Raw genomic sequence first — 14,760 nt, forward strand, 5'->3', positions numbered from 1 at the left:
TGGCTTTAGAAAAAACTTCATATTTTAGCTTAATTTTTATGTCATTTGGGGTGTTGATGAAATTTTTTTCAACAAAGAAGATTAGAGGAATCAAAGATTGGACTAGGCAGCTAGCGCAGTTTTGTACAGATTCTGACTTGAGTTTTAATGAATGTAATTTTCACGTGACGGCAGTTCGAACATTGCTTAAGAAAGATGACACAGAGCTACCTCAATCTTTTTTTAAAGATGACTATGACCAGACTAAAGAGGAGATATATCAAATCTTTGATGTAGAGGTTACTCCAAGTGAATATGATTTCTCCAAATTAAGTTTCACATTTAATGGCAGACACATAGAAGCAACGCTTATATTAAAAGAAGGATTCTTAGTTGATGATGGTGAGAATTATATTCCCCAATTATCAGATTTCATTATTTCCTCTCTTATACAAAGAAAAGTAATTATCGTAAGTCGCAAGTCTATGAGGTCTCGTATAGAAAAAATTATTGCTGATAATTTCAATCCTCCTTGCACTATTGTAGAGGAGAGGAGATTTACTTTCTTACGCTCCAAACCATCTAACACACACAAAGGTTTTACCAATCTCTTAAAAAAGAGATGGTGCAAGGAAAATAAAGAAGATGCTATTTTAGGGGCGTTATATGCTGTTAGTGAAGGTGAGCCTATTGGGTTTTTCTTGAAAGATCCAATTGTTGTGTCAGGAAGAAACCTAAAAGGTGAATTCATAGATATGAAACAAATTTCCATGAATACTCCACAGCAAACAGATGATAATAATGGTAAGGTTTCCAAAGATCATCAGGCAGCTGGAATGCACTTTCGATATAAAGTCCCACCAGAAGCAGGCTCTGGTATAAAAAAAACAGAAGAGGGCGGGGTTGTCAAATATGAGGCTCAAGATAAGGGGATAGTTCGTCTAGGTGAAACGGATATAAGCCTCATGGATATTGTAACTTTACAACAAGTAAGCGTTAAGACGGGCTGTATACTTGGCGGATATCTTAAAGGAATAGAAATTGATGTTGATTGTAAGGACAATTCTAAAGATGCGGTGCAAATAGGTGCTATAATAGAAGCTGAAGTAGTAAATATAAAAGGCAACATAGGAGAAAGAGTTGTTATTCGCAGTAAGCAATTAAATATTAGTGGACAAACTCATCAAAGTGCCTTGATATATGCTGAAGAAGCTAGCATTACCATTCATAAGGGTATATTGCATGGCAATAGTATTGACGTAGATAATTTAGAGGGTGGTAAGATATATGGCAAAAATGTTAATGTTCTTAATACCCAGGGGGGCAGGATTGTGGGTAGCGATGTTGTAATCTCTAAGATGCATTCCAATAATTCTATTCAATTTAGCAGAAAGCTCCACCTAAAGGCTGTGCATGGCAGTGAAAACCAAATAAGCTTTGATATATTTGCTGATAGGCAGCAAAGGCAGATTTTATCTACTATTATTCAGCGAGATGCATTATTAAGGAGCAATATTGCAGCTAGGGTAGCACATTGTAAGTCTTTAGCCAATAAGCTACATAAGATTAAGCCAATCATAGAGAATCTAAGACCTCTTATAGATCGTAGCAAGAAAGAGGGATTCGAGCTTGAGGCTGGAACTAAGAAGACTTTGGGATTTTATGTAATGTTACTTAGGCAGATTAAAGAGCAAAAAGACTATGCCAATAAACTTCAAAAAGTGCTTGTAGAAAATGCACACAAGGGAGAAGATACAGAGAAGCTATTAAACGAAGCAAAAGTTACAACAGAATCGGGTTGGAAAGATAATAATATTATTGTCCTTACTCGCAGATATCCACCTTCAGAGAAAAGAATCTTTGCTAAAGACTCTGAAATGTTTGATGTGTATATCAATGACGATGGAGACCTAGATAAAGATTTGCATTAACTCTAAACTCTAGTAAGATGTATATTTTATTATAATACTTAGCAGTATGTTAAAGAATAGGACATGAAATCCAATTTTATTAGTCGCATAACAGAGCTAGAGACAATATTTTGGCAGTTAGGTTTTGGTTATGATTCTGGTATTGGTTTGTTAGACCTCTTAGAATCTATTAAAAGCAATCTTATCCATGAAGAAAATATTGCTTTTGTGGATAGTATGCAAGTTGCCTTGGATAAAGGTAACCCTCTCACAAGCGCGATAGATGAGCATAGAAAGCTTTGTGGAGACTTGGTTGTAGCACTATTTCATATTGCGGAAAAAAGCGGAAAAATGCAAGAAATGTGCCAGCTATGTGCTAAAGAGATACAACAACAAGGTGAGTTTTATCGCGCGGTTTTTAAATCCCTAATATATCCATGCTTTTTGATAATCTCCACATTTTTGGTATTCATGACTGTTTCCTTGTTTGTAATTCCTCAATTCGCTTCAATCTATAAAGATATGGGTGCGACATTAGGGCTTAGTTCTCGCATGGTTATATACATTGGAGAAGCTGTGTCACTTTATTATGTCCAGATATTAATTTTTATCTTGCTTATAATTGGCATAGCTTGGAGTTTTCTTAGTCGCAAGTTAATTAGAGATAGGTTAGTACTTAATTGTCCCATTTTGCGCGATATTATCAAAGATTATGAGTTATATCGATATTTTTTAGGATTGCACTATTTTTTAAAAAGTCAAGTTCCATTTGATGAGAGTTTGAGCATTTGTAACAAATTGGTAGGAAACATTATATTAAGACATGAAATATCATTTGTGTTAGATTCTGTTAATAGTGGCATACCATTTAGCCAATCTTTGCACGATTCTCAGGTTGGTATTGCTAATATGGGTCTAATACAGAGTGCAGAAAAAAGCGGAAAGTTACACAAGGCATTAGAGCTTAATGCAGAATTTTATAAGAAGAGATATAACAATGCCCTGGAATATATTTCCATATTAATAGAACCTGTTGCAATAATGCTAATTGGGATATTTGTAGCTTGGATTGCCTTTGCCATTATTAGTCCTATGTGGGGGCTACTTGATGTGGTGGGCTAAATTTTTGTTTTATATTTATATTACATCTTATAGTTTTTAGTTCAGACTTGCTTTCAATATATATTGCAACTTTTCAAGATAACTATTCAAATTGTGCTATTAAGTTTACAATTGGAATCAATTTTGCTTCTACCACTCAAACTATACTCTAAAGGATTTGTATGCTAAAGTCATTATGGTCAGGTGTTAGCGGGTTGCAAGCTCATCAAGTTGCATTAGATGTTGAGAGCAACAACATAGCCAATGTTAATACAGTTGGCTTTAAATATTCTCGTGCATCTTTTGTAGATATGTTGTCACAGGTCAAACAGATAGCTACTTCCCCCTATAAAAATGGACTAGGAGGTCAAAATGATTTTTCAGTTGGTATGGGTGTTGGAATCAATGCCACTACAAAAGTATTTTCACAGGGGAACACACAAAACACAGATGTAAAAACAGACTTAGCTATTGAGGGTGATGGATTTTTTATCATTAGTAGGGATAGAGGTGAAACGAAAAACTACACTAGAGATGGCGAATTTTTGTTTGATGCTAAAGGGAATTTAGTAACAAACGGCGGATTTGTTGTGCAGGGTTGGAATAGACCCCCGATAGACCAAGGTGCTGGTTCTACGATGACAGAGAACGAGTTTTTCAAGGTTGATAACACTGGTCCTCTTGAGAGCATTCAAGTAGATCCTGGTATGGTTATGCCTGCTCGCCCTACAAGTAAGGTTATTTTAAGGGCAAATTTGAGTGCAGGACGACATGTAGATGATGTTGTAAATGTTTCTGCATTAGATTCTACTACGTATACTGCAGCAGACGGGATTAGCCCTAAATATGATTCAAAGGGCAATCTTACTCAATTGGGAGAAGACTTTGGGGCATTGTTTAATGCTGATGGAGATTCCTTTGCCATTGGTGAAAATCAAGGATTTTGGATGAGCTATAGAACATCTAGGCTTACCAATAATGTAGTAGCTACTAAGGAGCCAAGTGTAGTTTTTATAAATGGGCAAAAAGTTAGCTTTACAAACGATTCTGCTCTTTCTGGAACCAGCACAATATCTGCTGCAGTATCAGCAATCAATGCAGTAAGGGATAAAACCGGTATTGAAGCTTATGTTGATAATGGACAATTAAGGCTTGAGAATCGAAATGAAATGGACGGTGATGTTAATACAAAAAACGTTGTTATTACCAAAAGCGGCACAGGAGCATTTTCCAACTTTGTAGAGGGTGATAAGGATATTACAGCATTTAGATATCGCTATACAAAGTCAAATGATCCAGATTCTACAACAGGGCAATTTAAAACCACAGAGGATTTACGTGCGTTAATGCAATATGATGCCAACATGATTAAAACGCCTGGTGTCCCATACAAAGATAGCACAGCAACAGTTAGCGTAACTCTTAATCGATATGGTATGTTTGAGATTCAAAATAAAGACAATGATGATGGCACAACTGATAATCTTCAAATAACTGCTAGTGCATACAGTTCTGGGCAGGTTTCCACTAACATTCTACTAAGAGATACTATGAGGGCGTTAAATACGGCATCGCTTATTGAGGGTGGGGCCAGTGTAGCTAGCGGCAAGCTAACACATGCCAGGCATGCTACTAGTGTAGATTTATTTGATAGTTTGGGAAGTAAACATACTATTCGTTTTGAATTTACAAAAAGTGGTGGCAAGGAATGGACATTTAGGGCTATTGTTCCAGAGCCAGCACAATTTGTTGGAGGTAGCCCGGACAATCCAAATATTCTTGAGGGCGGCAGAGTTTCTTTTAACAATGATGGAAGTTTAGCGGGCATGAATCCTCCTATGCTGCAATTTGATCCTAAGAATGGCTCTGAAGCCCCGCAAAGAATTGAACTTAATTTTGGTAAGAATCAAACCTTTGATGGGCTAACTAGTGTGGATAAACGTTCCGAAACATATAATATTGGACAGAATGGCTATAATGCAGGCGATTTGATGGACGTTAGATTTGATTCTAATGGCTCATTACTTGGTGCATTTAGCAATGGCAAAACATTGGCTTTAGCTCAAGTGGCACTTGCTAGCTTCTCTAATAGCTCTGGGTTACAAGCAGAGGGCAATAATATATTTTCTGAAACAGGCAATAGCGGAGAACCAATTGTTGGTGCAGCAAATACAGGTCGCAGGGGTGGAGTTAGCGGCTCTAAACTTGAGATGAGTAATGTGGATTTGAGTAGGGCTTTGACACAATTAATTGTAGTGCAAAGAGGCTTTCAGGCAAACTCAAAGGCTATTACAACATCTGATCAAATTCTAAATACATTATTAAGCTTGAAGCAGTAGATAGGGAGTAGAATATGGATATTGTTTTGGCAATGCTAGCAAGTAGTGCGGCAGAAAAAATCGAAGAGAGAAAGTGGGCTAAGTTCCCATATAACATACAAAAGAGTCTTGAATTTACCCAAGTGGAGCAAAATTTTGCCCTATATCGTTATCTTGTAAACAATGCTATACGTTATCCAAGGGAATGGCTAGACAATGGATATGTGGCAAGTGTTGTGGCCAGCATAGTAATATGTAGCCAAGATGTAAGTCTAAAGAATATAAATATACTACATAAGACAGATGGATTGAGTGAGACTACTATATTTAGCGAAGTTGAGAAGACATTATATAGGGCTAGGTATGATTTCCCTAATACATCTTCAAACATAGAGCTAAAGATTCCCATTGAGTGGAAAAGCATGAAGACATTTAAGCAAACTTGAAGATAGCTTATTCTTATTTTAATTGTATCTTGTAGTGCGTTTTCTCCATTGAATATTACATTCTGTGTTGATTGAATAATCTCTGATATATACTGATTATTGTATTATTGGGCTTGTTAATGGTTTAAAATCTTTGCTACTTCTTTGGTATGGTAGCTAATTATGATGTCTGCTCCTGCACGCTTGAAGCCTAAAAGAGTTTCTAGCATTGCTTTTTCATAATCAATTACTCCTAGCTTTTTACCTGCCTGTAAGATGGCGTATTCTCCGCTCACATTGTAGGCTGCTATTGGCAATAGACTTTTTTCTCTGATATCCCGAATTATGTCCATATATGCTAAAGCTGGTTTTACCATTAAAATGTCAGCCCCCTCTTCCTCATCATTAAGACTTTCAAGAATTGCTTCTCTACGGTTACATGGATCTTGCTGATAACTTTTTCTATCTCCAAAACTAGGTGTGCTTTGAGCTACTTCGCGAAATGGACCATAATATGCACTAGCAAATTTAGTGGAATAACTCATTATAGGGATATGGGCAAATCCATTAGAATCTAAGGTTTTTCGCATTGTAAATACTTGTCCGTCCATCATGGCACTTGGTGCTAGCATATCTGCTCCACTTTGTGCTAATACTAGACTTTGTTTGGAAAGTATTTGTAATGTATAATCATTGTGAACAGTATTTAGATTTGTATCTATAATTCCACAATGCCCATGATCCGTATATTCACAAAAACACACATCGGCACTAATAAACATTTTTGGAAATTCACCTTTAATCTTTCTAATGCTTCTTGGGATAATACTGTCTTCATTATATGACTCGCTCCCTTTTGAATCTTTCTTATTATTATTTGGAATTCCAAACAATAAAACATGAAAGATACCAAGTTTTTGTAGTTCCTCGCATTCTCTTAAGATATTATCTAGCCCCATTTGAAATACACCGGGCATAGATTTCATTTCATTTTTAGCTTCTCTTTCTTCTACTATGAAAAGCGGGTATATGAAGTCTTGTATGTTTAAGTGATTTTCCCTCAACATATCTCTGGTTACTTTGTTCATACGAGTGCGTCTTTTGCGTTTAAATAACATAGAATCCTCCCTTTTATTTGTATTGACTTAATAAACCTTGCGACATAGCAATATTGTCACTGTCTTGTTTGCAATTTAGTAGTTTATATCTTATTTGGTTTGTAAATTTAGACTAAAGCAAAGTTTAAGCATGTCTATACCACTTGATTATTATTAGTATTTCATATTGAGTTTAGATATTTTTAAGTTTCTATTTCTATAAAAACTCGTTATACGCATCGCAAGCATCAGAATTTCCTAAGTCGCATGATTTGCTATATAACTCCTTTGCTTTTCTTAGATTTAGTTCCACTCCTATTCCTGTGCGATATGTTTCAGCTAGCTCATAACAAGCATCAGCATTTTTAAAATCACATGATCGCTTAAGTAATGCAAAGCCTTGCTTTGAATCCTTTTTTATTCCTTTGCCCGTTTTGTGTAGCTGCCAAGCTTCAATGCATGCTGTTGCATTATCTCCATTGCAAGCTATTTGTCTTGCATTAAGTGCTTTTTGACGTTGGTTATGTATGAGAAATATACTTGCATATGTGCGACATACTTCTGTGCTATTTAGATTGCATTGGGTTGAATGTTTATCAGCAAAAGCTAGTGCTTGCTGACAGGCTATTTTGTCATTATTAGTGCATCTTGTTATCATATGTTTAAGCTCATCACTAACAGTATATGAGGGTTGATTTGCTTTGGATTGTTTTATTGTTGGGTTCTGCATTGTTTTAGAATCTTGAACTCCACGAATCTCATATACATTTAATACATCAAGATTTTCCCAGCTTTTTGGTTTTTTTGGCTGTGTGGTGGTTGAGGAAACAGTAGAATCTGGACCAATGCGAATAACCTCCACAGAATCTTGGACTGAATTTTGTTCAGCATGAGATATAGATATAAATAATATGGTAACAACCTTAAGCCATATTTTAAGGTTGTGGAATTTGATATATTGTAGGAAGCATATTATTTGTATAATAAATCTGTGGTAAATATTATGCAAGCTAGCCCCCTTTTGTGGCTTGATGAAAATTACATAAAGGTCTTTATTCTAGCATAAAAAGCTTAGTAATTTTTGTTAATCTTGTAGACTTAAATATTGATAGTTTAATTGCAAGGAAGCGTTATGTTGAATGATTTCGCAAGTATTAGCCATTGTGGGAAAAATAGTTTAGATGAGATTCCAAATATCTATGATTATATGGTTTTAAAAGAGCAAGAATATACTTACTTTGAGCCAGAAAGAGCTAGAGAAATTTTCTTTTTGCTAAAACCACATTTACACTTGAAATCATTTAATATTCACATTATAGGCACAAATGGCAAAGGCAGCACAGGTAGGTTTTTGGCACAAAGTTTATTTGAATCGGGCTACAAAATATTACATTTTACTTCCCCCCACTTATTGGACTTTTCAGAGAGATTCTATATTGACGATCATGTTGTAGACTGCGATAAATTGCAAAAGGCACATTTATTTTTACAGCAATTTGATTTTATTAACAGGGCTAGTTATTTTGAATATGCAACATTCCTAGCTTTTGTGTTGGGAGAGGATAGCGATTTTCTCATTATGGAAGCTGGAGTTGGCGGAGAGCACGATAGCACTTCTGTGCTAGATTATGACGTTACAATTTTTACGCGCATAGGAATTGATCATAAAGATCTATTGGGAAATGATTTACAAAGCATTGCAATAACTAAGCTTCGCGCAGCGCAAGGCAGAATTTTTGTGCATTTTCAAGATAACGATGTGCTTAATATATTTTCCAATCTTGGATCAGTTGTTGCTAGTGGATATTATGCTAATAATAAGCTTGGCGATATTTCTTATCTAAGACCTAGCGATATGCAACATGAATTAGTGCGATTATCTAGCAATAAGAATGATTTGCCTATGTTTTTGCAGGAAAATTTAGCTTTAGTAAGTCTTGTGGTTGAATATATTAATATAAATGTCAAGAAAGTAAATCTTACCAATTCGCCCCTTAAATTACGGGCTAGGTGTGAGATATTTAACCCACAAATAATGTTAGATGTAGGACATAATGAGATGGCTGCACAAGCTGCACTAAATGAAATGTTAAGGTTTAGTAATGGAGAAAAATTTATCTTAATCTATAACAGTTACAAGGGTAAAGAAGTTTCAAAAATTTTAGAAATATTTCAACATTACGTGGAGAAGATTGTGATTTTTGCAGTGGAACATCAAAGAATTTTACCTCAAGAGTCAATTATAAAAGATATTGATAGACTGGGGATTGGCTATGAGGTTTTTAGCATTTATGAACAAAATTTATTACATTTTAGCAAATGTCTGGTAGAATCAATGACTAGTTTTTTTAATTCAGATAAAAAATATCTGGTCTTTGGAAGTTTTTCATTGGTTGAGAGTTTTTTACTTTGGTATCAAAACCGTGAGGGGTATAAGGTAAATGGCTCAAAAAAATAGATTTTTGATGTTTATTCTCAATAAAACTATTTTGAAGCCATTTATTGTTACAAAGATTGTAAAAAAAGTAGTTGTGTATGGTATTTCAGGATTGTTTTGTGTTGTAATTGGAGGATACTTTGTTATGGCAATGATTGTAAAGAAAGATACTTCCAATAATACCAAATATATAGCCAATATAAAAAACGAATCCCAATACTTCCCTATATCAAGAATCAATGATGGAGACTTGTATAATTGGTGTATCAAAGACGATAATGATAAGATAAGTTATGATGATTTTTATTTAGACAGGCTAACCAATGTTCAAAGGTCCATGATATTTCAATTTATTCCAAATGGCAATCCACTAGATTTATTTGAGATGAAGCAAAGAGCCAAGCGCAGATTATATGATTCAAATCCTGTAAAGGATATATTAAATTCTGGATATGATTACTATACGCCTAAGAGTGAACCTGTTTTGGCTACTGCTGCTGGTGTTGTAGAGTTTATTCATGACGGTAATCAAAAATATGGCTATAAGAATCTTGTGCGAATTGCACATGCACATGGATTTAGCACTATATATATGAATCTAGATAAAGTGAAAGTAAGAAAAGGAGATTTTGTTAGCAAGGGGGATGTATTAGGGCTTAGTGTAGCTAGTCCGGGTAAGAATCATATAAGCCTATATTATGAGGTAAGGTTTTTAAATGATGATATAGATACCTCTTTGTTTGTTAATTGGGATAAACAGAGCTTTTCATCTATATTTGAACTGAATCAAAGTTCTGATATAGATATAAAGAGTTTGATTTGGGCGTTGAATGATATTATAGTGTTAAATGAAGAATATATGGATGTGCGCAAATATAACGAATGGCTTAAAATGGCAGTGCAAGCCAAAAACGAAGAATTTGCTTTGGTGGGTGCTAGATTTAATAATATTAATAATGGCTTTATTAGAGATGGTGAATACAATATGACTATAATACCACAAAATGTTTTTAATGATTCCTGTAGACTTATGTATGATGATAGACTAGTAAATAATGTAGATTATTTTATAATAAATAAGTTTTATGCTACTTCTATGGCTACTGCGCAAAAGCATTTTATAATGAATTTTATACCTAATGGACGTCCATTGCAAATACCTCTTCGTTTATCTGCTCCATATGGCAAGAGGCATCATCCTATATTGCATATTTACCGTATGCACGCTGGAGTAGATATAATAGCACCTATGAATACTCCAGTATATGCCACTGCGGATGGAATAGTAGATTTAGCTAAAAGTGTTGATAATGGTGGATATGGTAAGCTTGTGAAAATATCCCACTCGTTTGGCTTTCATACCCGTTATGCGCATCTAAATGATGTAAAAGTTAAAAGAGGGGAGTTTGTCAAAAAAGGTCAGCTTATCGCTCTTACTGGATCTACTGGAACCAGCACGGGACCGCATTTACATTATGAAGTTAGATTCTTAGGGCAACCAATTGATCCTATGAATTTCGTTTCTTGGGATATGCAAAATTTTAATCTAATTTTTGATAAAGAAAGGAGAGTACCATGGCATTCTTTGCTGGAGTTAATAAACAGTCTAATGGGGATGAGGCAGATGTCGCAACAGTTATCGCATCCAACACTAAGTTTAAGGGTGAAATAAATACTGATTATCATCTAACAATAGATGGTGAATTTGAAGGGACTATACGTTCTAAAAATACAGTTATGATTGGGAAAACTGGTGTAATAATAGGTGATATTTTTGCTCAAAAAGTCATTGTAAGCGGAAAGGTAGTTAGCAATGTTGAAGCAGAGATTGTGGAAATTATGCCCGGTGGCAGATTAGAAGGAATGATTACTGTTGACGAGCTTGTTGTTGAGAGAAAGGGTATATTTTTAGGTCAATCAAGAAATGCCCAAAAAGACGATATTAAGCTCCTAAGTGGTGCAGCCAAGATAGAACCAACGAAATTGAAAACTAAGGATCTATAGAAAATACCTAATGCATTGTTTTTATAATTCACTGAATCTAGGGGAAATAGATGTTGTCTTTATTAAATCAAAGCATAGTCCTACGTTATTTTGGATACTTGCTTGCTTTTTTTTGTGTTATCTTATCTGCATGTTCCAAAGAAGAAAATCAGCAAAGTAAGCCCACAGCAGTACCTGTTAATACCTATGTAATTCATTCAGGCGATATTATGTTGGACTTTGAGTATCCAGCCAAACTAAAAAGCCTTCAAAGTGCAGATATTTATGCTAGAGTAGAAGGAATTTTGTTAGAGCAAAATTTCAAAGAGGGAGATATAGTCGAGAAGGGGACTAGGCTTTTTAAGATAGATTCTACACGGTATTCTGCAAAAGTAAATATGGCTAAAGCCCAGTATGAATCAGCTGTTGCAAATCTTAATAAGGCCACTAAAGATTGGACTAGAATAGACAAGCTCTACAAGCAGGGAGTAGTAACTGTTGATCAACATGACGACAGCCTATATAATTATCAGGCTGCTCAAGCTAGCGTTGCCAATGCAAAATCTTCCTTAGATGATGCATTGATTGATCTGGGGTATACGGATGTGGTAGCAAGTATTAGCGGTAGGATTGGAATGAGGGGTTACGATATAGGCAACCTTGTAGGTAGGAGCGGTAGTAACAATGTTCTTGCAACTATTACTCAACTAAATCCTATTTATATTGAATTCTCTATTCCTAGTAATGATTTTTATTATATGCGTGGGTTACAAAAAGAAAATATTTTGGCGGATTTGATTTGGGGCAATGGTGTTGTGTATGATAAAAAGGGCAGGGTGGATTTTATAGATAGTGTTCTTGATTCTCAAACTTCTTCGATCAAGGCTAGGGCTATTATTGATAATGATGAATACAATCTCTTACCAAATCAATTCGTGAGAGTTAGGCTAGAGGGGTTTGAGACAAAAGATTCCATAGCTATTCCTCAAAATACTATTATGCAGGATAAAGATGGTAGCTATGTATATCTCTTAAAAGATGGCAAAGCTAGCATGGCTAGAATTACGCTTGGAAAAACACTAAAGAACAATGAGATTCTAATTACAGATGGGTTAAAAGAAGGCGATGTGCTTATTACTACTAATTTAAAGAAAATACAAGTTGGAGGCGAAGTGTCAATAAGCTCTTCTAATGCCAATGATAAATCATAATAGTAGCAACGGGTATTATTATGTATATCTTCTATATATTGATTGCTTTTTAAACTATCTCAACAATTAATTGTTTTTGCATGAGATACTTTATTGCTTCTTCTTTGTTTGCTTCATGCTTGTTTAGGGCGATAAACAAATGTCCTACCTCAGTGTCTGGCAGTGTGCTTATATTTCCAGCCAATATATTCATTTTTATTTTAAATTTACTTATTACTTCTGATATTAGAGGCTCGTGAATATGTTTGCCTACAAAAGAAATTTTGTAAATTTCTTCATCATTATTCCTATTTTGAGTAAGCGTTTCTTCTAGCGGCACTACTGGCAAGAATGATAATAGCTCTCTTGTTACTACATGTTTTGGAGAGGCAAATATATTCACTACATCACCTTCCTCAACAATCTCTCCATTGCTCATTACATACATCTTGTTGCATATTTGACGCACAACTTCAATTTGATGTGTAATAAATACAATTGTTAGTCCAAGTTTTTGGTGAATGTTTGCTAGCAATTCTAGTATTGATCTTGTTGTTTTTGTATCTAGAGCACTTGTTGCTTCATCGCATAAAAGGATTTTAGGATAATTTGCCAATGCCCTAGCTATTGCTACTCTTTGCTTTTGCCCCCCACTTAACTGCTCAGGATAGAATTTAGCCTTATCGCCTAATCCTACTAGCTCTAATAATTCTTCTACTCTTGTTGCAATATTTTGTTTCTTCCATCCTGCTATTTCTAACGCAAAAGATATATTGCCAAATACATTACGAGATGATAGTAGATTAAAATTTTGAAATATCATGCCAATATTTTGTCTAGTTTTTTGTAATTCATATTCTCCAAGTGTTGTAATGTCTATATTATCTACATATATGTTGCCTCTGCTAGGTGATTCTAAACTATTTATAAGTCGGATTAGAGTTGATTTGCCTGCTCCTGAGTATCCTATTATTCCAGCAATATCTCCTTTAGACACAGATAAGTTAAGGGATTTAATTGCAGAAAATCCGTTAGGATAAATTTTTACAACATCTTTAAATCGTATCATCTAATTTCTTTCATAAATACTTATTGCTATTATTCTTGTGATATTGCATTGGATTGCTGTAACCTCAGTATATTGAGCTTCGTAACCCTATACCAAGCCTATGAGATATTATATTGTATTCAAAAAGGTTATCTCCATATCCATAGAAATATTGTCCATATATGGATATAAATTTATTTAATCTAAATGCATACCCTAAGCGAATTGATCCATGATATTTAGCGTAATTTGAGAATATAGGGTTTATATGTATTTCAGCAAAGTGTCTGTCATATTTGTAGTAAATCCTTAGGTTTCCATATCCCATGAATTTTGCCAAATCAGGATTATCTCTCCTATAACTTATGTATGGCCAAAGACTAATTTGAGCACCAAAGACGTGGGATTTCCATGGATATTCTAATATTGTTTCAAATATAATTCTATTTCCAGCACTCCTAGAGCGACAATCTCTAGGAGTTGGATCATCTAAATCGTTTCTTATGCACTCTTCTCCGCCAATACCATTGCTATAATGTGTTAAGCCAAGCCTTAACTCCTTTAATGTTATTCCTAGAAAATTCCAATTTCCCGGGTAAGAATAAAATATACTTGGTTTATAGTCTGTATCTCTAACAGGGTTTGAAAGGCGACGATTAAATTGTTGGAAAAACATAGTTTGAGTATGAGCGAAAAATAATGTTCCTTTAGTCCAAAATGCTCCTCTCCAAATTGGCAGTTTTATACTTAATTGAAATTTAAGTTCACCAGGTATATTACCTCCATATATTCCATGTGGTTGGAAACTGTAATAATATATCATATATGTGCCCTCATGTTCCAAGAGCTTCAAATAGTTTTCATATGATTTTTCTGCCTCTGCTACGCGTTTGGAAGCTTCGATTTTATCGAATAGAGAACTTGCATATATAACTCCAACTTGCAAATTAAATGTTAAAAATATGAGTATAGCTGCTCTTAGCGGTTTGTAATACAAATATTTGTTTAGCATTATCAAAATTAGCCCTAAGTTTTAGATTTATTTAATGAATGTAGATTTTACTAAAATTTATTTTACATAATTTAAAAATATTATTTAGTGTCATATTTTATTAATTTATGATTAACTTAAAGTTTTGGTCTTTTTTGCATATTATAGTACTTAATTAAAAAGCTGTTAGTTTGTATATTTTGCGGATACTTTCTTTATGATATTTGATATTGATTTGGTAATTTTGCTGTTTTTAAGTTATAACTAATAAATCAAATACT

At 34.4% G+C, this 14,760-nt stretch carries 12 protein-coding genes; 8 read left to right on the top strand and 4 right to left on the bottom strand.

Features of this window, described 5'->3' with window-relative positions:
* Positions 1–56: 56 nt before the first annotated feature.
* The 4 genes from LS73_RS01450 to LS73_RS01465 all read left to right on the top strand — a co-directional run bounded on the left by LS73_RS01450 (position 57) and on the right by LS73_RS01465 (position 5,754).
* The gene (locus tag LS73_RS01450) at positions 57–1,910 is read left to right on the top strand and encodes a hypothetical protein (protein ID WP_034557131.1); all 1,854 of its coding nucleotides are present in this window, start codon (positions 57–59) and stop codon (positions 1,908–1,910) included.
* 63 nt (positions 1,911–1,973) lie between these two features.
* Positions 1,974–3,011, top strand: a complete 1,038-nt coding sequence (locus tag LS73_RS01455; RefSeq protein WP_052089500.1) for a type II secretion system F family protein — start codon at positions 1,974–1,976, stop codon at positions 3,009–3,011.
* A 161-nt stretch (positions 3,012–3,172) separates the two neighbouring features.
* Positions 3,173–5,329 (top strand): flagellar hook protein FlgE, encoded by a 2,157-nt coding sequence (gene flgE, locus LS73_RS01460; RefSeq protein WP_034557132.1) that lies wholly within the window; start codon positions 3,173–3,175, stop codon positions 5,327–5,329.
* Between the two features lie 14 nt (positions 5,330–5,343).
* Positions 5,344–5,754, top strand: coding sequence for a hypothetical protein (locus LS73_RS01465; protein ID WP_034557133.1), 411 nt, complete (start codon positions 5,344–5,346; stop codon positions 5,752–5,754).
* 116 nt (positions 5,755–5,870) lie between these two features.
* On the opposite strand, the gene hemB is transcribed toward LS73_RS01465, so the two are convergent.
* Both hemB and LS73_RS10105 read right to left on the bottom strand, forming a co-directional pair.
* The gene (hemB, locus tag LS73_RS01470; protein ID WP_034557134.1) at positions 5,871–6,851 is read right to left on the bottom strand and encodes a porphobilinogen synthase; all 981 of its coding nucleotides are present in this window, start codon (positions 6,849–6,851) and stop codon (positions 5,871–5,873) included.
* A gap of 196 nt (positions 6,852–7,047) precedes the next feature.
* Complete coding sequence (locus tag LS73_RS10105; RefSeq protein ID WP_052089501.1) at positions 7,048–7,839, bottom strand: tetratricopeptide repeat protein; 792 nt, start codon at positions 7,837–7,839, stop codon at positions 7,048–7,050.
* A 123-nt stretch (positions 7,840–7,962) separates the two neighbouring features.
* On the opposite strand from LS73_RS10105, the gene LS73_RS01480 reads away from it, so the two are divergent.
* Genes LS73_RS01480 through LS73_RS01495 form a run of 4 tightly spaced genes read left to right on the top strand, consistent with a single transcriptional unit; the run spans position 7,963 to position 12,461 of the window.
* Positions 7,963–9,288, top strand: a complete 1,326-nt coding sequence (locus tag LS73_RS01480) for a Mur ligase family protein (protein WP_233708854.1) — start codon at positions 7,963–7,965, stop codon at positions 9,286–9,288.
* Positions 9,272–10,939, top strand: coding sequence for a M23 family metallopeptidase (locus LS73_RS01485; RefSeq protein ID WP_081955500.1), 1,668 nt, complete (start codon positions 9,272–9,274; stop codon positions 10,937–10,939). The genes LS73_RS01480 and LS73_RS01485 overlap by 17 nt, the downstream gene beginning before the upstream one ends.
* On the top strand, positions 10,843–11,271 hold the full coding sequence (locus LS73_RS01490; RefSeq protein ID WP_034557135.1) for a bactofilin family protein: 429 nt from the start codon (positions 10,843–10,845) through the stop codon (positions 11,269–11,271). The genes LS73_RS01485 and LS73_RS01490 overlap by 97 nt, the downstream gene beginning before the upstream one ends.
* A 50-nt stretch (positions 11,272–11,321) precedes the next feature.
* Complete coding sequence (locus LS73_RS01495) at positions 11,322–12,461, top strand: efflux RND transporter periplasmic adaptor subunit (RefSeq protein ID WP_052089502.1); 1,140 nt, start codon at positions 11,322–11,324, stop codon at positions 12,459–12,461.
* 49 nt (positions 12,462–12,510) lie between these two features.
* Here the strand turns inward: LS73_RS01495 and LS73_RS01500 are convergent, their stop codons facing one another.
* The gene (locus LS73_RS01500; RefSeq protein ID WP_034557136.1) at positions 12,511–13,509 is read right to left on the bottom strand and encodes a methionine ABC transporter ATP-binding protein; all 999 of its coding nucleotides are present in this window, start codon (positions 13,507–13,509) and stop codon (positions 12,511–12,513) included.
* A gap of 64 nt (positions 13,510–13,573) precedes the next feature.
* Entirely contained in the window at positions 13,574–14,500 is a 927-nt protein-coding gene (locus tag LS73_RS01505; protein WP_081955524.1) for a phospholipase A, read from the bottom strand.
* Positions 14,501–14,760: the final 260 nt, after the last annotated feature.

This window comes from Helicobacter muridarum, assembly GCF_000765805.2.
In the GTDB taxonomy this organism is placed as follows: Bacteria; Campylobacterota; Campylobacteria; order Campylobacterales; family Helicobacteraceae; genus Helicobacter_A; species Helicobacter_A muridarum.